This window comes from Methyloradius palustris, assembly GCF_019703875.1.
Classification (GTDB): domain Bacteria; phylum Pseudomonadota; class Gammaproteobacteria; order Burkholderiales; family Methylophilaceae; genus Methyloradius; species Methyloradius palustris.
Window position 1 is genome coordinate 1,453,034 of the sequence record NZ_AP024110.1, and the last position, 19,534, is coordinate 1,472,567.

Genomic DNA, 19,534 nt, shown 5'->3' on the forward strand with positions numbered 1-19,534 from the left:
TAAGAAGGATCTATCATGCATCCAATTACTTTGTTTACGCTCTTCTTCAAGCCTACTGCCGGTTGGCAGAGGTTGATTAAAAGTCAGCCGACTATCTATCGACTGTACCTTCTTCACGTCATTCCGTTTTCCATCATCCCTGCTTTAATGATCTACCTGACTGGCGGAAAGCATGGCCTGCTATTCCTGAATCTATTGCCAGATGACAAGCTTAGGGTGGTTGCAGTTATTTTCTTTGTGATTCAACTGGTGGTGGTGCCCATCATGGCGGTTATCATCCGGCAACTTGCCGAGGTTGCGCAAATACACCCCACATATGGTGATAGCTTCATACTCGCCGCAGTAGCCCCTACCCCGCTTTGGCTGGCACCAATTTTCCTGTTCATCCCAGACATTTACGTAAATTCAGTTGTCATCACCGTAGCCATGATGGCTGCCGTTGGTTTGATGTATTTCGGCATACCAACGATCTTCAGGATTAAAGACAGTGGCCAGAGCTTTCTGTTCTTTGGTGCAGTTTTGATGGCAGGGCTCATGGCCTGGGTATTTATGATGGTCTGTACCTTGGTGATTTGGGGTAGCGTGCAAAATTTACACTTCACTCATTGAGCTAGATATTGATCAATTAAACAGCAGGTTAGAAGTTATTTTCTCTTTAATCACTTGAGGTTGTAGTGTTTTGATGAATTGTAAATTTATTGATACAAATATTTTTTTGTGTAATATTTTGAAACAAATAGATTAGCGTTTTAAATTTCAGTCAGTATTTGCTTCAAGATTTACGTAGTTGACCAGATTCTTCGATGTATAAGCCGTTCAACAGAAACGGTTACTGGAGGAAGAGATATGGCTTCAAACGTAGTTGATTTTAGCTTTATTGCACGTCCCAATTGCTCCTTGTCCACGAGGGGCATGCTGAGCCTTGTTGCGCTCATTACTCTGGTTTCCCTCACAATTGCAGTCGTCTTCACCATTATGGGCGCATGGCTCATATTGCCTTTTGCTGGCCTTGAGCTAGCTGCGTTGGCTTACGCCTTTTATTTCATACATTGCCACTCTCATGATTACGAGTCCATTCGCATCGAGGAAGATCAAGTGGCCATTGAGAAGCACGATTACAAGATCACCAATCGCATCATATTCCAACGTTATTGGGCGCAAGTCCTGTTGCAGGATTTACCCAATGGCGAACAGTCATTGTTCTTACGCTCGCACGGCAAGAAGGTTCAGCTTGGCGAGAGTTTGATGAACAACGAGCAGCGACAGCAATTGGCGCGGCAATTAAAACAGTTGGTTGGCAGTGCTTATTAAACAAGAGGAGTAGGCATGGTGATGCAATTAATAAAAAAAATCAGGGGCTGTATAACCTTGATATTGGCAGTTTTGATGTTCGCGCCTTTAATAGCGCACGCAGATTACTCATGGAATTTCCCCAAACCCGCAACGCCAATGGCCCTGGATACGCTACAAGTCCATAATAAATTCATGATCATAGTGATGGTAATTTTTGTGGTGGTGCTGGGCATCATGATTTATTCCATTGTCATGCATCGCAAAAGCAAAAATCACCCCGCAGGTACATTTACTGGCCCTACTACGCGCAGCCAGATTATTTGGACGCTAGTGCCCTTTGTGATTCTGCTCTATATCGACTTTATCTTGATGGGCATACCGGCATATCACAGTGTTGTGGCTATGGAGGATACGAAGACAGGCGCTGAGATGGTCATCAAGATCACTGGTTCTCAATGGCGTTGGCAGTATGAGTATATGGACGGCGATGCCAAAGGCATCAGCTTCGTTAGCAACCTGATTACCCCGCAAGACCAGATTGATAACAAAGCTACGAAGAACAAAGAATACTTGCTGGAAGTAGATAACCCGTTGGTGCTGCCCACAGGCAAAAAAGTACGGGTGTTGCTGACTTCTACCGATGTGATTCATAACTGGTGGGTTCCAGCTTTTGGTGCCGCGCGCGATGCAGTACCTGGGTTCTTGCGTGAAACATGGCTAAAAATTGATGAGCCTGGCACCTTCCGCGGGCAATGCAAAGAGCTGTGCGGTAAAGGCCATGGCTTTATGCCGGCGGTCGTAGTCGCTAAAAATGAAGATGACTTCAAACAATGGGCAGTCGCTAAGAAACAGGAAATTGCGGCGGCTGGTGCTGGTGCTGATAAGACGTGGACGCAAGCAGAGTTGATCGCCAATGGTAAAGCGGTTTACGAGAAAAATTGCGTTGCTTGCCACCAGGTTACTGGCATGGGATTGCCACCGACATTCCCTGCCCTTGCTGGCAGCAAGATTGCAACCGGGCCGATTTTTGATGCAGATGGCAAGCTGATCAAGGATGGTCATTTAGACCGTGTATTCAATGGCAAAGGCGTGATGCCCGCCTGGAAAAGCATACTCAATGACACGGAAATCGCCTCAGTCATCACGTATGAACGCAACTCTTTTGGTAATCATGTAGGCGATATGCTTCAACCAGCTCAGGTCAAGGCACTGCGATGAGCCGCTTAGCCAAGACCAATTTCAAACAAACATTTGATACACAGATTTCAAGGAGTAGACCATGAGTTACGGCGCTGCAACACACCACGATGATCACCAGGAACACCCAACCGGCATCATGCGCTGGTTGACGACTACCAACCATAAAGATATCGGCACCATGTATCTAACCTTCTCGCTGACCATGTTCATGATTGGTGGCGCGATGATCATGGCTGTGCGTGCGGAGTTGTTCCAGCCAGGCTTGCAGTTGATGAGGCCTGAGTTTTATAACCAGCTAATCGGTGTGCATGCACTAATCATGATCTTTGCGGCGCTGATGCCCGCAGCTACTGGCTTTGCCAACTGGATGCTACCGCTGCAAATAGGCGCGCCAGATATGGCTTTGCCGCGATTGAATAACTGGGGTTTCTGGTTATTGCCACCTGCCGCAATTTTACTCACCCTGCCCTTTACGCTGGCCTTATTTGGCATTGGTGATGGTGCGATTGCCACTGGCTGGACATTCTATGCGCCGCTCTCAGTGCAAGGTGGCATAGGCGTGGACTTTGCGATTTTCGCTGTACACATACTAGGTATCTCATCAGTAATGGGCTCGATCAATATCATCGTCACCATATTCAACATGCGCGCACCTGGCATGACCATGATGAAACTGCCTTTATTCGCATGGGGCTGGCTGATTACCGCATTCCTGTTGATTGCAACCATTCCAGTATTGGCAGGCGCTGTCACCATGCTGCTGACAGACCGCCACTTTGGCACCCACTTCTTTGACGCAGCTGGCGGCGGCGACCCAATTATGTTCCAGCATTTATTCTGGTTCTTCGGGCACCCTGAGGTTTATATTCTGCTGCTGCCAGTGTGGGGCTTTATACCGCAGATTCTTTCCACATTTGCCCGCAAACCGATTTATGGCTACAAGGCACAGGTCTATTCGCTGTGTTTGATTGGCATACTCTCAGTTGTAGTCTGGGCACACCATTTCTTCACTGCTGGCATGCCTGTGCCCGCCCTGCTCTATTTTATGTATAGCACCATGGCGATTTCCCTGCCTTTGGCTGTGCTCTTCTACTGCTGGATTGCCACCATCTGGAAAGGCTCAATGACCTTCGAGACGCCTATGTTGTTTGCAGTTGGCTGGATCATATTATTCGGTATTGGTGGCCTGACAGGCTTGGTGCTGGCTGATGTGGCGGCTGATGCCCAATATCATCATACCTATTTTGTGGTGGCGCATTTCCACTACACGCTGTTTGCTGGCGGGATTATGGGGATTATGGCTGGTGTTTATTACTGGCTGCCGAAGATGACAGGCCATATGTATAACGAACGGCTAGGCAAAGTACATTTCTGGCTGACGGCTATTTCGTTCAACCTGACCTTTATTCCGCAATTCTTCTTGGGATTAGCTGGCATGCCACGCCGCATCCCAGATTACGCTTTGCAATTTGCTGAATTCAACATGATTTCATCGATCGCGGCATTCGCCCTTGGGCTGGCGCAGGTGCTGTTTGTTTATAACATCATCACTTGTGTTCGAGGTGGCAAGAAAGCTACTGACAAAGTATGGGAAGGCAGCAATGGCTTGGAGTGGACATTGCCATCACCCCCGCCTTACCACACCTTTAATGAGCAGCCGGTCATTAAGTGATTAAGCCGCGTCAGATGGGATTAGTGATCATGCAATGGATGAATTAGACACAGATAAGCAATCGGCGGCCGAGAATAGCCGCCTGCAAAATAGACGGTTAGGGTTTAAGTTGTTGTGGCTGGTAGGCGCTGCGCTTCTGTTCGCTTTTGCCTTGGTGCCACTTTATAACGTGATGTGCAACCTCACGGGGTTTAACGGCAAAACGAACACCGTTGCTGCAGATGCACATCCAAAGTTAGACAGCACACGTTGGGTGACGGTGAGCTTTACCAGTACTGTGATGCCTGGTTTGGCTTGGGATTTTTACCCTAAACAATCAAGCATCAAGATGCACCCAGGAGCAATTGAAACAGTTTTTTTTATCTCAAAAAATGTAACGAATGAAGTAGTGACTGGGCAAGCAGTACCTAGTGTGAGCCCAAGTCAGGCATCGCTGTATTTCAAGAAGATTGAGTGCTTCTGTTTTAAACGGCAATCTTTAGCACCAGGGGAGACGAAAGAGATGCCAGTGAGTTTTTACTTAAGTCCAGATTTACCAAAAGACATAGATGCGGTAACGCTTTCGTATGCCTTTTACAACGCAATCAAACTGAAGAATTAACCAGTCATTAGCAGTAATTAACAATATTAATCCAGGTAAATAACCTGGGCTTAGAGGAGCGAGTGCATGTCCACATCTACACCAACACATGACAAATATTTTGTCCCTACCCCCAGCCTGTATCCAGTCATTTTATCTGCCGGCCTATTGCTACTGGCTTCAGGTTTTATCTTTAGTATCAATCAACATACCGCTGGTAAATGGATGATGATTGCTGGCACTGTGTTAATTGTTGGCATGATATTCAGGTGGTTTGGCAAAGTCATCGCTGAGAGCCAAGGCGGTATGTATAAATCTTGGGAAGACAAATCCTTCCGCTGGGGCATGGTGGCATTTATCTGTTCTGAGATCGCCTTTTTCGGGGCTTTTTTTGGTGCCCTGTTCTTTACTCGTGTGATATCAGTGCCCGAGCTGGCGAGTTTTGACCCGCATTTCACGATGTATAAAGACTTTCTCCCAACCTGGCCATCTGCTGGCCCAGGCGGCAATGTGCTTGGCCACGAATACAAGTCAGCACAATTCACGCCTATGGGCGCATGGGGCATTCCAGCGATCAATACATTGATACTGTTGACCTCTGGGGCTACCGTCACTTGGGCACATTGGGGCTTGCTCAAGAACAATCGCAAACAGTTGGTGATTGGACTATTTCTAACCATCATCCTAGGCCTCAGCTTTATCTCGCTACAGGCCTTTGAATATCACCATGCCTACACGGAGCTTGGCTTAACGCTTGGTGCAGGGGTCTATGGCAGTACCTTTTTCATGCTCACGGGCTTTCATGGCTTCCATGTCACGCTTGGTACCATCATGTTGATTGTGATTCTTGTGCGCAGCATGAAAGGCCATTTCACGCCTGAACATCACTTTGGTTTTGAGGGAGTTGCCTGGTATTGGCACTTTGTAGATGTGGTCTGGCTAGGCTTGTTTGTGTTTGTTTACTGGCTCTGAGATAAACCAGTCCTTATGTAGGCGGATGGCCAATTACGCCAGTGTAGAAGCCAACCATCAACAGAACGAATAAGAACAAGGAAAGTGAAATACGGATAGTCAGGGCTTTTGCAGTGCGCTCGCTATCACCCTTTTTAACTAGAGAAAATAATGCATAAAACAGGCTACCCACAATGAGTAACAGCATGAAAATAATCAATAGCTTGATGATCATGATTTTCTCCGTCTTGAATTTGATCTAAGTATGTGTCGCATCAGCTTATTTTGCAATTCTGATTCGCAGGTTACTGATTGTTAGGGTATCAGTTTAAACCTAGCTTGCTGGGTGCATTGGTGACGATATGCTGTATTCCGATTTTTATTAAACTTGGGTTATGGCAATACCACAAAGCCCAACAGAAACAAGCGCTGCAAGATAGCTATGACCAGTACCTGCATGCTGATCCAGTTGAAATTCCAGAGCTGATAGCAGAACCCGAAAGCTGGCGCTATCGGCAGGTAAAATTGACAGGTACTTATGAAACCCGATACCAGATTTTGCTGGATAACCAGGTGAATAATGAACAAGTAGGCTATGACGTCATTACCCCTTTGCATATCAGCAATACGGATCGCTACGTGCTGGTAGATAGGGGCTGGATACCCGCGCAAGATGACCACAGTACTCTGCCTGCCATTGACACGCCAGCGGGCGAGCAGCAGGTGGTCGGGCAAGTATGGTTGCCTTCCAGCAAGTTTTATTCGCTAGATGGGCCGATTGCTGGAGCTAAGCCTGATTGGCAGATGTTATGGCAGAACATGGATATGAAGCGTTATTCAGCAAGCACACCTTTAAAGCTTAGCCCGGTTGTGATTCGCCTTGATGCAGCAAGCCAGGCAGGTGGGTTTAAGCGCGAATGGCAACAACCTGCCGAACGCATAGGCATGTATCTGAGTTATGCCTATCAGTGGTTTGGTTTTGCAGTCGCTGCTGTGGCGATCTATTTATTTGTCAGTTTCAAGAAAATATCCACGCCGCCAGCGCAAGCACAGACAGATTTGGAATAAAACATGAATGCCTCGATGAGCAATGATCTGACAAAAAGCGAGCCGCCTCAATCGCATGGGCGCTGGATGCTTTTAATGCTGCTGATTGTGTTTGTTACGCCCGTGTTGATGGTGGTAGCCATGCATCATTTCGACTGGCATCCACAAGGGAGCAGCCATGGCCAATTGATTACCCCAGCCCGTTTGTTGCACCCAAGTGATCAACTAGTAAATGCCGATAACGTCAACATTAAAGCCGGATTCCTGCTGGATAAATGGAGCATGGTGTATATCGCCGATGACTGCGCTGAAGACTGTGTGGCTCACCTGCATACCATGCGGCAACTCCAGGTTTCCATGGATAAAGATATGGGCCGTTTGCAGCGGATTTTACTGACGAACTCACAAAATGTCCCTGCAATTCAAAAGCAGTACCCTGACCTATTGATTCTGAGCAAGCCACAAAGTGCACTAATTGAGTTCCGGCAACAGTTTGATTTATCAGAAGCTGCTGCAGGCAGCTCTAACCAGATTTATCTGGTGGATCCGCTTGGTAATCTGATGATGTACTTTCCCAGCAACTTGCCACCAACAGAGATGCGCAAAGACCTGGTGCGTTTACTGGCTTATGCCTGGGCAGGCTAATATGAATAGAACAAGATGAGCAACGAACAAGCTGCATTCTGGTTCAAACGCCTGGTTGGCTTGACGGTCTTGCTGGCGCTAAGCGTGGCAGTGCTTGGTGCTTATGTACGCCTATCTGATGCTGGCTTGGGTTGCCCAGACTGGCCAGGCTGCTATGGGCAATTAACTGTACCGCAAAACGAAGCGAATACCACTCAAGCGCAATTAGCTTTCCCTGATAAGCCAGTCGTCGTGCACAAAGCCTTGAAGGAAATGGCACACCGTTATCTAGCAGGCACATTAGGCCTATTGATCGCTGGATTGTTTGTCCTGGCCTGGCGCGGCAAGCACTATTTGCGCGTATCACTTTGGCTGCCCGCATTGGTGGTATTCACGGTGGTATTTCAGGCACTGCTTGGCATGTGGACAGTCACCCTGGCACTGAAGCCACTGGCCGTTTCTGCGCATTTGCTGGGCGGCATGACTACGCTAGCACTATTAGTCTGGATAGCGCACAGACATTGGGGAAAGTACTCATCGCATTTAGTGCCAGAGGGTTTAAGGCTGGTTATACGCGGCGCTTTGCTAATTATTTTCATGCAGATATTCCTCGGCGGCTGGACCAGCTCAAATTATGCTGGCCTCATCTGTGCTGACTTCCCCACTTGCAATGGCAGTTGGTTACCCGCGACCGACTTCAGCACGGCCTATCACTTAATGCGCAATCTAGGCCAGGATATGAACGGCAATCCTTTATCACTAGAGGCACTGACCACGATTCAATGGGCACACAGGTTTGGCGCGCTGGTGACCCTGCTATATATCGGCAGTTTGGCTTTGCAATTGATCAAATTGCCTCAGCTAAAGGTATTGGGAATTAGCCTGATAAGCCTGCTATGCCTGCAAATAGTATTAGGTATTAGCAATGTATTGCTACACCTGCCCTTGCTATTGGCGGTAGGCCACAATTTAGTGGCCGCGCTATTAGTCATCAGTTTGGTTGTACTGAATTCAAAAATAACCGACTAAAAAATCACTACTTAAGTTAACAAAGACAGTGAGTTAACAATAAAGGAGAAAAAGATGGCGAATGTCTTGGTAATGAATGTGCAGGAGTTGAGCGTGAATTTTCGCTCGTTCTTTGTACTGTGCAAACCTCGGGTAAGCGCACTGATTGTATTTACCGCTATGATAGGCATGTTTCTCGCCACCCCGCACATGGTGCCGCTAGGTTTATTGTTGGCAGCCACAATCGGCATCGCGATGGCATCTGGCTCTGCAGCTGCCTTTAATTGCCTGATTGAGCAAAGTATAGATGCGAAGATGGCGCGCACCAAGCAACGCCCTTTGCCCAGTGGCCAAGTTAACTCACTCCAGACCTTTATTTTCGCGACGACTGTTGGTTGCATAGGGCTGAGTATCTTATATGCGTTCGTTAACCCACTGACCATGTGGCTGACCTTAGGCACTTTTGTAGGCTATGCTGTGATTTACACAGTATTTCTCAAGCCAGCAACGCCGCTGAATATCGTGATTGGTGGTGCTTCTGGCGCTATGCCGCCGATATTGGGCTGGGCAGCAGTAACTAATAGTATTTCGCCAGAGTCGCTGATTCTGTTCATGATTATCTTTGCCTGGACGCCACCGCACTTCTGGTCACTCGCCCTTTATAGACGCCATGAGTATGCGAAGGCGGGTGTCCCCATGCTGCCAGTGACGCATGGTGAGGCCTTCACTTTGCTGCATATACTGCTTTACACCATTATCCTCGTGACCATCTCAATACTGCCTTTCACGCTAGGTATGAGCCATCTTATTTACCTAGTTTCAGTAATAATGCTCGATGCTATTTTCATGGCTTATGTGATTGCTCTATACAGGAATTATTCACATGAATTATCTCGCCGTACCTTCCGTTACTCAATTTTGTACCTGACCCTGCTGTTTCTATCATTACTTCTGGATCATTATTGGGCAGTCAGTTTTTAGGAGTAACGAAATTAAGCCTGGCATGGATTAAAGTTTGATTCAAAAGGTACGTTAAAGATATGTAGCCACGGGGAAATAAGAAGAGGCTACAGCTCCCTAGAACCCTGACATTTCCAGTTTGTCAGGGTTTTCTTTTTATAGCGGGAAGAATAAACAAAAAAGACCGCAATTGCGGTCTTTTTTATGTAGCTCAACGCTATTTTTCACCAGTTACACTAGTGAGACCTAAGCCAAACATGGTGGAATACTGTTTATGGTTAACAGAATTCCACCATCACTTAACTGGCTAATAGATAAACGGGCGAGATTGGCTGGAGATATCCAGCGAACTAACAAAGCACTATTAAAAGTGCAGCATTTGGTTAGTAAATTACGAGAGTTAGAAACAGCACTTGAAGCAGTTGATAGGTCTCTTCAATTGCATGAGATTCAAGTTGATGTTGAAAATATCAAACCTATCCGTTCACATCAAACACCAAAACTAAAATTTCAACATGGTGATATTAGCCATCTTGTATTGATGCATTTGAGATCTCAGAAAAACAACAGTCCTATAGCCAAGCATCGTATTTGTCTTCGGGCAGTATCACCACCATACGTTTCTCATCTTCTGCTATGGGTATCACAATTGTTGCTTGGGTTGTATATAATCTGGTTGTAGCGCGGCTGCCTCAGTACACAGAACCGTCATATATTGAGTCAATGGCGTCATTTGGTGAAGGTTTCCCATTTATCTTTCTTGGCTGGCGCTGGATTCAGCTGGCATTTGGTAATAAAAATGCCTAACCCATCATTCAAGCGTGCCCCTTAATTCAAACGTTAGGCTCGTATGTCAAAGACCCACAAACCAGGCCCTGATTTTGACGCGGTGATGAGACTGCAGGCTGAACTCAAAAGCGAATCACCGCGCGGGGTTGTGCTGATTGCAACAGCCATGTTGGAGGAGGCATTGATAGAGTTACTACTTGCCTTTCTCATTCCAAATCCGTCCTCATCAGACACGTTATTTGATGGCCCCAATTCACCATTTGGATCATTTAGCGCAAAGATCGATGGCGCCTATAGGCTTGGTCTAATCAGCGACAAGTTTTGCCGTGATCTGCACATTATCCGCAGGATAAGAAATGATGTTGCACATCAACCCCAGCGTTTCCAATTCGAAGACGCGAGCCCAAAAGGCCGCATTGAGTCCTTGTCAAAATCGCACGGAATTTATGATAGAAGTCCGAACTGGATCAAATCGACGGGCCTCCCGTCTTGCCGGGATCAGTTTCTTGAAGCGGCATCGTGGATGCTGTTCTTTCTATCGGCAGAACGCCCCCGAGTTAAAGCGATAGCTCCAACTACACAGGAGTTTGGTTATCGCGCTACGATGGATTCGGAAAGTGGCTTGCCCGATTAAGCCTAACCCTTCGGTCAAGCGGACCGCCCAACGGCTACGCCGTTGCGTACCCTCCGCGCTGCGCGCTCCGGCGGCCGCTTACCTCCAACGTTAGACGGTACAGTACAACACCATGCCCAAAATTGACCCGAACCTCCTCTTCTTTGGCAACTTCGTCGATGGGTCTTCTCGCCTCAACGACCTTGAACAGTTTCGCGAACATGCGGAGGGGTTTCTTCAACGCGAGCGAATCTACTTTGAAGAAGAGGCACACCCAGATATAGAACGGGAGTTTCTTCCTCTGTTCGCCGAGACCTTCCCGCCAATTCTTCATTCGTCAATCATCATCTCGACCGCAATTCTCTTAGAGCAAGAGCTTCGCGGCTTCTCCAATGCATTAATTGAAGCTTTGAATCTGAAGTTGAAATTTAACGATCTTTCTGGTTCAATCTTTGAGAAATTCAGGACCCTAGTTTCAAAAGTAGCTAACCTGAGCCTTGATCAGACAGCAGTGCGATGGGATGACACCATCGGACTATTCGAGATTCGAAATTGTCTGGTGCATGCGCACGGCCAACTATCTGAGTTTCAGCGCGCATCCACGATACGAGCGTTCTCTGCAAAATATGGCACACCGGAGTGTGATGATTCGACAATGACAGTAGATGCGAGAACATCTCAGTTGGCCCTAGAAATTACCTCTACCTTTCTTGAGGGCATCTACTCCTTGGCCATCGAGCGCTTTCCCGGTGACTATGGACCTTTACGGAAGCGCCTAGGTGCCGTCTAACCCATCATCAAGCGGGACAACTAAATGGCTGCTAAGGCTCGCTAAGAGCCATTTAATACTTATGTGAAATATTTGGCACTTTTATTAATTAAGCTTTATCAGCGATTCATCTCACCCTACAAGGGCTTTTCATGCGCCTATCGTGTTCATACGGGAAGGTCTAGTTGCTCAGCTTTAGGTTATCGCTCTATTCGCCTTCTCGGTTTTTGGTCTGGATTATTTGTACTGCGCGAACGAATAAAGAAGTGTGGTATTGCTCATCGTCGTTATTCAGGACGTACTATTGCTTTAAATAAGCAAGCTGGATTTCTTGACCTGTCTTGTGACTTGCCGTGTGATGTACCTTCCTTTGACATTCACCATTGTCATATTGGCGACGCATGCGATATTGCCAACTTCTCATCCTGTGATTGTGGGGATTGGGGATCAAGAAGGAAAAAAAGTGATGAGCAATGGGTACATATTCCACCCAATGTTAAGCTATAACCAGGCGTACATATTAAATGGCTGCTTTGGGTCGTTTAATTATCGGTGTGAATATTTAGAAAGCTTAAAACCTTCAGGATGAATGGAGGCAATCAGATTCAAAGTATTAGCCATATAGGTGAACAATTCCAAAGTAATCTTATCGACCTCATCTGGATCTATAGCTTCCAAGGCAGGCAATTGCACACTGATCTTTTTGTAGTGGCCAGCAGCATTGTTCCGGATTATTTTTAATTTATCCCACTCATTGAAATGGCTAGTGAGTCTTTTGCGGAAATCCGCGATTTCGTTTGCAGGATAAAACAGTTGTTCCTCACCCAGGTCTTTATTCATTTCAGTGACGTAATTCTTCAAATCCTCATTGATGGTTCTCACATCAAAATGATTTTGGAATTCTACCAATCTCAAGAGCAATCCTTTATAGGCTAATTTTCTGGCGAACCCTACTGGTTTTAGAGCGCTGATGTTCGCTACTTCAAAACTTATATCGGTAATGAATATAGCGCATTGAATGCATATCTCTACCCATTTCGCTAGGATAGGGTGAAGCCCATCTCTGTAGAAATCATAGTACTGGTTCAGCAGTGCCGAAGCATTCTCATAATTTCCCCGCCACTGGATTGCAGCCTGTTCGGTTTCAATCGACATTATAGTATTGCTAGTAGCAGCCACCTGATTCATGAGTTAATAACTGCGATACTGTCCAACGACTATCCCGAATATCTCAAACCCATCCTTAGGCTTGATGGTCACGAAGTCTGGATTGGCTGGTATCAATGTGAACATGTTGCCTTCCTTGCCAAGTGTCTTCACCGTGAAGACATTATCGACAATGGCTACAACGATATCGCCGATGTTAGCCAATGGCCGTTTTTCCACTACGACTGTATCTCCGTCCAGAATGCCGGCATTCTTCATTGAGTCACCACGTACTGGAATCAATATCGTGACTGAGGGTTTGCGGATCAGGATGTCATCAACACTGACGTGTTCGACACCTTCATCATAGGCCTCAGTCAAAGCGCCAGCTTGAACTGTGCTATGTGCAAGCGGACGTTCAAAGAAGCGACGGCCTGGGATAAGTTTTTTGTCTGGCGCCACGTCAAGAAATCCCATTAACTTCAGTCTGGCAACGAATTTCGAAATCGTATTCTTGGATTTCAATCCAAGCAGCTCACACATAAAACTGAAACTTGGCAACGCACGGTTAACAAGCAGTTACTCGCCAATTTTGGTGCAGAGGTCTTCGGCAAAAAGAATCTTTCAAATTTACCTAAGTACATGCGTGAGGATTATATTCAGCACAATCCACTTGTTGGACAAGGTTTGACTGGGTTCAAGCACTTTTTTGCGGATTGGTTTATTGCTGTTCCAGACTGGAACTACACTCTGACCAAGATCGTGGCTGAGGGAGATACTGTATGGGCATACGGTACCTATTCAGGAACTCAGAAAGGGGATTGGTTAGGAATACCAGCAACGAATAAAAGTTATAGCATTACCGCAGTAGATATTTTCCGTATTCAGGATGGAAAACTTGCAGAGCACTGGGACGTGATTGATGTTTACGGGTTATTTAAGCAGCTTGGTGTTATTCAATAGTGTGAGTCGTTTTTTACGATTGGGGCTTAGATGATTAATAACCATTTAAGCCTCTAGTTTGGCACTGTAAGCAACGAGGTTCAAAACGACCCATAGCAGCCAACTAGACTTAATTAAACAAGTTCATCGACGTTAAGTGGAGTCGTTCCCATTTTAAGGCACTCATTAGCACATTTTCGACAGGCATGCGCACAGAGCTGGCAATGCTCGGCGGGGTGCTGTGCACATTCCTCTGCGCATGCGATGCAGATTTCTGCGCAGTCCTGACAAACTAATTGAAGCATCTGGCTATCCCGCGCCAAAAAACCAACTGCTAGTCGACAAAATGATGCGCAGTCCGTAGCGGCCAAAATAGCGTCACGTAGGTAAGCAGCATTCTCCTCGCCAAGGCAAGCAACAACACAAACATCACACGCTATTGCAGCTTTGTTACATAAATCAATACAAGTACTATGTTGTTGTGCAGTGACCATTTGCGTACCTTTTGATGATTAAATCTGAAATGAAAATTGTGTACCGTAAAAGTAATGCGCTAGAACTGGGATGGATACCTAGATTTTCCATGGAAATTACGATTTAAGATATTTCCATATCAGTTAACACTTTAAATTTCAGTTCGAAATCTTTAGCTGGAATTGGTTTAGAAAATAAATAACCCTGACCATAGTCGCACCCAGAAAGCACTAATAGGTTTAGCTGCTCCTGCGTTTCAATTCCTTCCGCGATGACTTTCATACCGAGCTTATGTGCCATTAATATGATGACCTCACATAATGCTAAGTCAGATGGACTGCTACATATATTATTGGTGAAGGATTGATCAATTTTCAGATAATCCATTTCAAATTTGCGCAAGTAAGCCAATGATGAATAACCTGTTCCGAAGTCATCAATCGCAATCTGAATGCCTGCTTCCCTGTATTCGTTCAGTTGATTAATCACATCGGTTTTTGCATCCAGTAATAACCCTTCGGTAATCTCAATCACGATGCTATTACCTGGCAAGCCAAGTGTTGCCAAATAATCCAGCCATCCCGTGTGCTTTATGCCACCTTTGAACTGTACGGGTGATTTATTGATACTGATCTGAAATGTCGGCCGTACTTCTCTCCACATAGCAGCTTGCTGGGCCGCTTCTTCAAACACCCAGTTGCCGATGTCTATGATCAGTCCTGTACTTTCTGCGAGCGGGATAAAATCCACAGGGCTTACCATGCCACGTACTGGATGTATCCAACGAATCAGGGCTTCTGCTTTATGCACATCCCCAGTAATCAAATCGACAATCGGTTGGTAATAAAGCTTGAATTCGTTCTTTTGTAATGCGCTACGCAGATCATTCACAAGGTGCATACGTTTAGTGGCGACCTCTTGCAGCGAGGCTGTGAAATAGTTGTAACGGTTACGCCCTAGCAATTTAGCGGCATACATTGCCTGATCTGCATTACTTAGCAAGACTTCTACATCGGTACCATCCTCAGGGTAGGTACTAATGCCGATACTGCCAGTAATAAACACCTTGTCATTGCCCAATTGAAATGGTTGGGCTAGTTTGAAAAGCAATGCTTCAGCCGTCAGCTCAGCGGTAAATTCAGCATCTAGGTTATTCAATACAATTGTGAATTCATCGCCGCCTACGCGCGCCACCGTATCAGTAACACGAACACAACTGCTCAAACGCTCACCAACCTCCTTTAGTAGTTGATTACCAATGAGATGGCCCAGCGTGTCATTTACTTCTTTGAACTTATCCAAATCCAGATACATGAGGGTAATCGATTGGCGTAGCCGCTTTGAGCGTTTAATATCTAAGGCGAAACGATCCAGAAACAATGCCCGATTTGGTAGCTGGGTGATCTGATCATAATTAGCTAACTGAAAATATTTCTCTTCAGACAGTTTACGTGCAGTGATATCAGTGTGAGTACCAATCACCCTAATTGGTTTACCTCCCAAAGCGCTACTGAACAACATGCCTCTGCTGAGCACCCATCTCCATGATCCATCAAAGCATAGCAAACGAAATTCAGAAGTTAAGACTGACATTTTCCCAGAGATAAAATCGTTGATGTTCTGACGAGCCAACTCTAAATCTTCTGGATGGATTAATTTTTGAGCATTTTCTAAGTCAGTATCGAGCATCTGCTCTGAATAACCAAACATCTCTTTCCAGCGCACAGAGCGGATCACTTGATTGGTTTCTAGATCCCAATCCCATACCCCGTCACCTGGACCTTCCAGTACAAATTTCCAATTTTCAATACTTGAATTTAGCGAGAGCTGAGTTCTGGTTTGCTGCAATGTCTTACGAACCAAGAAATAAAGTAGAAAGGCTGTAATCAGTACATTCGCTATTCGTTTGTAATGCACGTAGCTGGCAAAACTATTCGTGTTTGGAAGTAAGTAGACAAACATGGGATCGCTAAAAAGTATCCAAAGTATTCCAACTAATATATAGAGGGAAACTATTCTTAAAGCGAATTGACGGTGTTTGTTTGTTTTGACTTCAGGGAATAAATTCACTGCACAAATCCTTTCAGGCTTTAGTACAGCAATTCCCAATAGACCTATCTAAAGCAGCCTAAAATAATGACTAGACAAATCTAAATAATTTTGAAATTACGCATGTCACAGTGATGATTAAACTATAAAGACAAAAGAGCGGCTACCACATATTAATTGTACAGTATGTTCGATACCGAACATATAAAACCATAAAATACATCTCGCTGATATTGTTGGGAGACAAAGTTAGCTGAATTCGCTTAAATTAAAAATCAGTATTGATGGAATTCTGACTGAAGCATTTAGAGTCTTTAAATGTCTGCTATTGGCCGAAAGCGGAAATTGGAAGTTTTAAAAAAATAGGCAGACTCATTCAATTAAGCGCTATCTTCTATGAAGCAGTCGTCTTGTTTTATAAGTATTGCTGAATAAAGATGACTTCCTAGACGTTTGCCTAATTTTTGATTTTCAGACAACACCACCATAGGCAATGACACTCAAGATTCTTAGAACTTCACCTTTACCATTAGGCTGCTGCAATATTTTTGCAGGCGTGGTGCCCAAGGATCAAAGCTCTGTATTAAGCCATTTGTTGGCTTTTTCATCAGAGCCAAAAGCAATCATTCTGGCTGCTTTGACTTCGGAATCTGTTGGTGGAGTATTGGGCATCATTTTTGAGTATCTTGAACAACTTCGCTCATCATCTGTTGCCTAAAACAAGGTTGTCTTTTTCAAGAGCTTCCCTTTAGGAAGAAACGGCGTAGCTTGCTCTCGTATCCATTTGATATCAGCGCTAGTTAATGGTCCATCGTCAGGCTCGTAAGATACGATACGAGACTCGTTGATTGACTCCCCCTTATCAAGCGCTTGAGCAATCGCCCTGCCACTGGCGAAAAAGTCTTCTGTGGTTTCTTCGATGATTTTGGTCTTCATATTTTCTATTACATGGAAATCTATTAATCTAGCTTAGCTAAATATGAATAAAAAGTCTTGTGTAACAGGTGAAAAAGGGCGTAGCTCAAATTTAAATCAACGCTTTTTAATATTGTTTTGAATATCGTTAATCACCTTGGCAGCCCATTCTTTGCCACCCAGACCAAAAGCCAAGGCTAGCGCCAGGAAGATTGCGCCAAACACAATCACAAATAATGAAGTCAGCAATTGCGTGCCAATATCCAGTTGCTCAAGGGCAACGAATAAAGCAAATATCTGGATGCCGTATTCCACTGAGGTGCTGATCGCCAATGCCCCTTCTAGCTTGATGCTGTGCAACCAGGCGAATACAAGGCGGTTTACAAAGCGGGCAAGCAAAGTACCAAATATAAGCACTAATATTGCAACAATGATTCTTGGCAGGTAATTGGCCAAGTGATGCAGCATTTGCGCAACTTCGGTCAGGCCGAGGATATTGGCGCCTGTGATGATGAATAGCAGTATGACCAGCCAATACACAATGTGGCCAATAATGGCACTTAATGTAAGGTCAAATTCGCCATGCTCTAAAAAGGCTTCTAACCCTGAACGATCTGCAAATTTATCGAAATTCGCTAGCTCTAACACACGCTTGACAGCAATACATGCCAATTTGGCGCAGATCCAGCCAAATATCAGGATAATGACAACGGCTAGTAACTTAGGGAAAAACGTAACGACCTGACCCCAAAATTGATTTATAGATGCAAGAAATACATCAATCTGATATTGCATTATGACCTCCTATGTTTGATGCGGGCTGCTGAGACTACCCCTTAGAATAAAACCTTGAGAATAAACTCTGCACAATTAATTATTAACTACTTCTCGTGCCTTAGATGCTTAAACTTATTCTGTATCAAAACACAGACTACCGCAATAAAATTACAGTAAATATCTACTAAATTACATTAGTATATTTCATTAATTTAATGATTATATTAACTATATTTTAATAAATAAAATAGAAATTAAAATGCAAACAGCCACATAAAATCAAGTTTTATGTGGCTGTTTATCAAGATATACCAGCAGATTATTCGACTTAATCCGCCCCCTTATCCAATTAACTTCGGCTAACGTTGAACGCTTATTAGATGTTTACTTCTTTAAGCGTTATCGCTTGATCTTGATACAAACCAGGCAATACCTTCTTTAAATTATTCACTTTCGGTATGTCATTAATCACTATGTACGGATAGCTTGGGTTATTCACCAAAAAGTCCTGATGGTAATCTTCAGCTGGGTAAAACGCTTTCAAAGGGTCAACGCGCGTCACTATTGGGCTGCGGAATAACTTTGCCTTATCTAGTTGGGCAATATAGGCAACTGCGATCTTTTTCTGAGTATCGTCTGCATAAAATATATTTGAGCGATATTGCGTGCCGCTGTCTGGGCCTTGGCGGTTAAGCAAGGTTGGATCATGCGCCACTGAAAAATAGACTTGCAAAATCTCACCATAACTGACCACCTTAGGGTCAAAAATCACCTGCACAGATTCAGCATGGCCTGTAGTACCTGTACTCACGCTGTGGTAATCCGCTTTTGACTGGTCACCGCCTGAGTAGCCTGAAAGCACTTTGCGAACGCCATGTACGTGTTGATATACGCCCTGCACTCCCCAAAAACAACCACCCGCCAATACTGCGGTTTGCAATGCGCCTGCAGCTTTTGGGTTATCCAAAGTAGGCAATGGTATAGCTACTGCTGGTTCTACCGCTTTGGCTGACTGCAAAACACCCAGGAAAAGCGCGCTGCATATAACTGCCACGATTAAAGTCGTGGTACTGAATCTCTTAAAAAACATGATTTGTCTCCTAAACTGCTTGTTTGTTAATTAGGCTGCAATAAAACGAAGCGAGGCTGAGTTCATGCAATAGCGCAGGCCTGTGGGTTTGGGGCCATCGTTAAATACATGGCCGAGATGTGAGTCGCAGCGCGCACATGAAACGGCTGTGCGGGTGAAGCCGAAGCTGCTATCGGTCGTTTCTACCACGTTGATGGATGAAAGTGGCTTCCAATAACTTGGCCAGCCAGTACCTGAATCAAACTTAGTTTGTGCATCAAACAAGGCAGTATCACAGCAGATGCAACGATAGATACCTGCAGCATGGTTATCCCAATACTTGCCTGTAAATGCGCGCTCAGTACCCGACTCACGGGTAACGTAATAAATCTCGGATGGCAACTGTTTGCGCCATTCAGCCTCGGTCTTAACGACACGAGCGACCTCTACCTTACCTTGGCTTTTGCCCGCATCGGAGAAGTTTTCTATAGTGAGCGTGGCGCTGGGTTTAGCAGTAGAAGTAGCGGCGATGACGCCAGTAGAAACTGCGGATGCGGCTAACAGACCCAGGCCTGCAGTCTTGAAAAACAGGCGACGCTTATTTAAGGCATCTAATAATGGGTGTTCAGTACGGTTTTTTTGATTTGCATGCATGT

General features: G+C 45.2%; 25 protein-coding genes. 16 read left to right on the forward strand and 9 right to left on the reverse strand.

What is annotated here, in order from left to right; translation table 11 throughout:
- Positions 1 to 15 precede the first annotated feature (15 nt).
- From ZMTM_RS07025 to ZMTM_RS07050, 6 genes are all read left to right on the forward strand, one after another.
- Positions 16 to 609, forward strand: a complete 594-nt coding sequence (locus tag ZMTM_RS07025; protein WP_221763215.1) for a Yip1 family protein — start codon at positions 16 to 18, stop codon at positions 607 to 609.
- A 237-nt stretch (positions 610 to 846) separates the two neighbouring features.
- Positions 847 to 1,311 carry a DUF2244 domain-containing protein gene (locus tag ZMTM_RS07030; protein ID WP_221763216.1) on the forward strand — a complete coding sequence of 155 codons (465 nt, stop codon included), beginning with the start codon at positions 847 to 849 and terminating at the stop codon, positions 1,309 to 1,311.
- 15 nt (positions 1,312 to 1,326) lie between these two features.
- Entirely contained in the window at positions 1,327 to 2,511 is a 1,185-nt protein-coding gene (gene coxB, locus ZMTM_RS07035) for a cytochrome c oxidase subunit II (RefSeq protein WP_404804658.1), read from the forward strand.
- Positions 2,512 to 2,572: 61 nt separating this feature from the next.
- Positions 2,573 to 4,165, forward strand: a complete 1,593-nt coding sequence (gene ctaD, locus ZMTM_RS07040) for a cytochrome c oxidase subunit I (RefSeq protein WP_221763218.1) — start codon at positions 2,573 to 2,575, stop codon at positions 4,163 to 4,165.
- 34 nt (positions 4,166 to 4,199) lie between these two features.
- Entirely contained in the window at positions 4,200 to 4,766 is a 567-nt protein-coding gene (locus ZMTM_RS07045) for a cytochrome c oxidase assembly protein (RefSeq protein WP_221763219.1), read from the forward strand.
- Between the two features lie 66 nt (positions 4,767 to 4,832).
- Entirely contained in the window at positions 4,833 to 5,717 is an 885-nt protein-coding gene (locus tag ZMTM_RS07050; protein WP_221763220.1) for a cytochrome c oxidase subunit 3, read from the forward strand.
- 13 nt (positions 5,718 to 5,730) lie between these two features.
- On the opposite strand, the gene ZMTM_RS07055 is transcribed toward ZMTM_RS07050, so the two are convergent.
- Positions 5,731 to 5,931: a twin transmembrane helix small protein gene (locus ZMTM_RS07055; RefSeq protein ID WP_221763221.1), complete on the reverse strand. Its 201-nt coding sequence runs from the start codon at positions 5,929 to 5,931 to the stop codon at positions 5,731 to 5,733.
- Positions 5,932 to 6,008: 77 nt separating this feature from the next.
- Here ZMTM_RS07055 and ZMTM_RS07060 point away from each other — a divergent pair, with 77 nt between their 5' ends.
- The 8 genes from ZMTM_RS07060 to yidD all read left to right on the forward strand — a co-directional run bounded on the left by ZMTM_RS07060 (position 6,009) and on the right by yidD (position 12,013).
- Entirely contained in the window at positions 6,009 to 6,764 is a 756-nt protein-coding gene (locus ZMTM_RS07060) for an SURF1 family protein (RefSeq protein ID WP_221763222.1), read from the forward strand.
- A gap of 3 nt (positions 6,765 to 6,767) precedes the next feature.
- Positions 6,768 to 7,388 carry an SCO family protein gene (locus ZMTM_RS07065; RefSeq protein WP_221763223.1) on the forward strand — a complete coding sequence of 207 codons (621 nt, stop codon included), beginning with the start codon at positions 6,768 to 6,770 and terminating at the stop codon, positions 7,386 to 7,388.
- Between the two features lie 15 nt (positions 7,389 to 7,403).
- Entirely contained in the window at positions 7,404 to 8,396 is a 993-nt protein-coding gene (locus ZMTM_RS07070; protein ID WP_221763224.1) for a COX15/CtaA family protein, read from the forward strand.
- 54 nt (positions 8,397 to 8,450) lie between these two features.
- Positions 8,451 to 9,356 carry a heme o synthase gene (gene cyoE, locus ZMTM_RS07075; RefSeq protein WP_221763225.1) on the forward strand — a complete coding sequence of 302 codons (906 nt, stop codon included), beginning with the start codon at positions 8,451 to 8,453 and terminating at the stop codon, positions 9,354 to 9,356.
- Between the two features lie 253 nt (positions 9,357 to 9,609).
- The gene (locus tag ZMTM_RS07080) at positions 9,610 to 10,017 is read left to right on the forward strand and encodes a hypothetical protein (protein WP_221763226.1); all 408 of its coding nucleotides are present in this window, start codon (positions 9,610 to 9,612) and stop codon (positions 10,015 to 10,017) included.
- A gap of 168 nt (positions 10,018 to 10,185) precedes the next feature.
- Entirely contained in the window at positions 10,186 to 10,758 is a 573-nt protein-coding gene (locus tag ZMTM_RS07085; protein WP_221763227.1) for a hypothetical protein, read from the forward strand.
- Between the two features lie 112 nt (positions 10,759 to 10,870).
- Positions 10,871 to 11,527 (forward strand): hypothetical protein, encoded by a 657-nt coding sequence (locus ZMTM_RS07090; protein ID WP_221763228.1) that lies wholly within the window; start codon positions 10,871 to 10,873, stop codon positions 11,525 to 11,527.
- A 72-nt stretch (positions 11,528 to 11,599) separates the two neighbouring features.
- On the forward strand, positions 11,600 to 12,013 hold the full coding sequence (gene yidD / locus ZMTM_RS07095; RefSeq protein ID WP_221763229.1) for a membrane protein insertion efficiency factor YidD: 414 nt from the start codon (positions 11,600 to 11,602) through the stop codon (positions 12,011 to 12,013).
- A 39-nt stretch (positions 12,014 to 12,052) separates the two neighbouring features.
- Here yidD and ZMTM_RS07100 read toward each other — a convergent pair whose 3' ends face one another.
- Positions 12,053 to 12,661, reverse strand: coding sequence for a hypothetical protein (locus ZMTM_RS07100; RefSeq protein ID WP_221763230.1), 609 nt, complete (start codon positions 12,659 to 12,661; stop codon positions 12,053 to 12,055).
- Between the two features lie 36 nt (positions 12,662 to 12,697).
- Positions 12,698 to 13,129 carry a LexA family protein gene (locus ZMTM_RS07105; RefSeq protein ID WP_225906971.1) on the reverse strand — a complete coding sequence of 144 codons (432 nt, stop codon included), beginning with the start codon at positions 13,127 to 13,129 and terminating at the stop codon, positions 12,698 to 12,700.
- 33 nt (positions 13,130 to 13,162) lie between these two features.
- Between ZMTM_RS07105 and ZMTM_RS07110 the strand changes: the two genes are divergently transcribed.
- Positions 13,163 to 13,615, forward strand: coding sequence for an ester cyclase (locus ZMTM_RS07110; protein WP_221765623.1), 453 nt, complete (start codon positions 13,163 to 13,165; stop codon positions 13,613 to 13,615).
- A gap of 113 nt (positions 13,616 to 13,728) precedes the next feature.
- On the opposite strand, the gene ZMTM_RS13545 is transcribed toward ZMTM_RS07110, so the two are convergent.
- Together ZMTM_RS13545 and ZMTM_RS07120 are read right to left on the reverse strand one after the other, a co-directional pair.
- Positions 13,729 to 14,088: a four-helix bundle copper-binding protein gene (locus tag ZMTM_RS13545; protein ID WP_221763232.1), complete on the reverse strand. Its 360-nt coding sequence runs from the start codon at positions 14,086 to 14,088 to the stop codon at positions 13,729 to 13,731.
- Between the two features lie 103 nt (positions 14,089 to 14,191).
- Positions 14,192 to 16,030 carry a putative bifunctional diguanylate cyclase/phosphodiesterase gene (locus ZMTM_RS07120; protein ID WP_221763233.1) on the reverse strand — a complete coding sequence of 613 codons (1,839 nt, stop codon included), beginning with the start codon at positions 16,028 to 16,030 and terminating at the stop codon, positions 14,192 to 14,194.
- A gap of 580 nt (positions 16,031 to 16,610) precedes the next feature.
- Between ZMTM_RS07120 and ZMTM_RS07125 the strand changes: the two genes are divergently transcribed.
- Positions 16,611 to 16,835 carry a hypothetical protein gene (locus tag ZMTM_RS07125; RefSeq protein WP_221763234.1) on the forward strand — a complete coding sequence of 75 codons (225 nt, stop codon included), beginning with the start codon at positions 16,611 to 16,613 and terminating at the stop codon, positions 16,833 to 16,835.
- Here the strand turns inward: ZMTM_RS07125 and ZMTM_RS07130 are convergent.
- The 4 genes from ZMTM_RS07130 to msrB form a co-directional block, all read right to left on the reverse strand.
- A complete protein-coding gene (locus ZMTM_RS07130) occupies positions 16,832 to 17,053 on the reverse strand; it encodes a hypothetical protein (protein WP_221763235.1) in 222 nt (73 codons plus the stop codon). The two genes, ZMTM_RS07125 and ZMTM_RS07130, sit on opposite strands and share 4 nt — an antisense overlap.
- 96 nt (positions 17,054 to 17,149) lie before the next feature.
- Positions 17,150 to 17,827: a mechanosensitive ion channel family protein gene (locus ZMTM_RS07135; protein ID WP_221763236.1), complete on the reverse strand. Its 678-nt coding sequence runs from the start codon at positions 17,825 to 17,827 to the stop codon at positions 17,150 to 17,152.
- A gap of 358 nt (positions 17,828 to 18,185) precedes the next feature.
- Positions 18,186 to 18,899 carry a peptide-methionine (S)-S-oxide reductase MsrA gene (gene msrA / locus ZMTM_RS07140; protein WP_221763237.1) on the reverse strand — a complete coding sequence of 238 codons (714 nt, stop codon included), beginning with the start codon at positions 18,897 to 18,899 and terminating at the stop codon, positions 18,186 to 18,188.
- Between the two features lie 30 nt (positions 18,900 to 18,929).
- Entirely contained in the window at positions 18,930 to 19,532 is a 603-nt protein-coding gene (msrB, locus tag ZMTM_RS07145; protein WP_221763238.1) for a peptide-methionine (R)-S-oxide reductase MsrB, read from the reverse strand.
- Positions 19,533 to 19,534 lie beyond the last annotated feature (2 nt).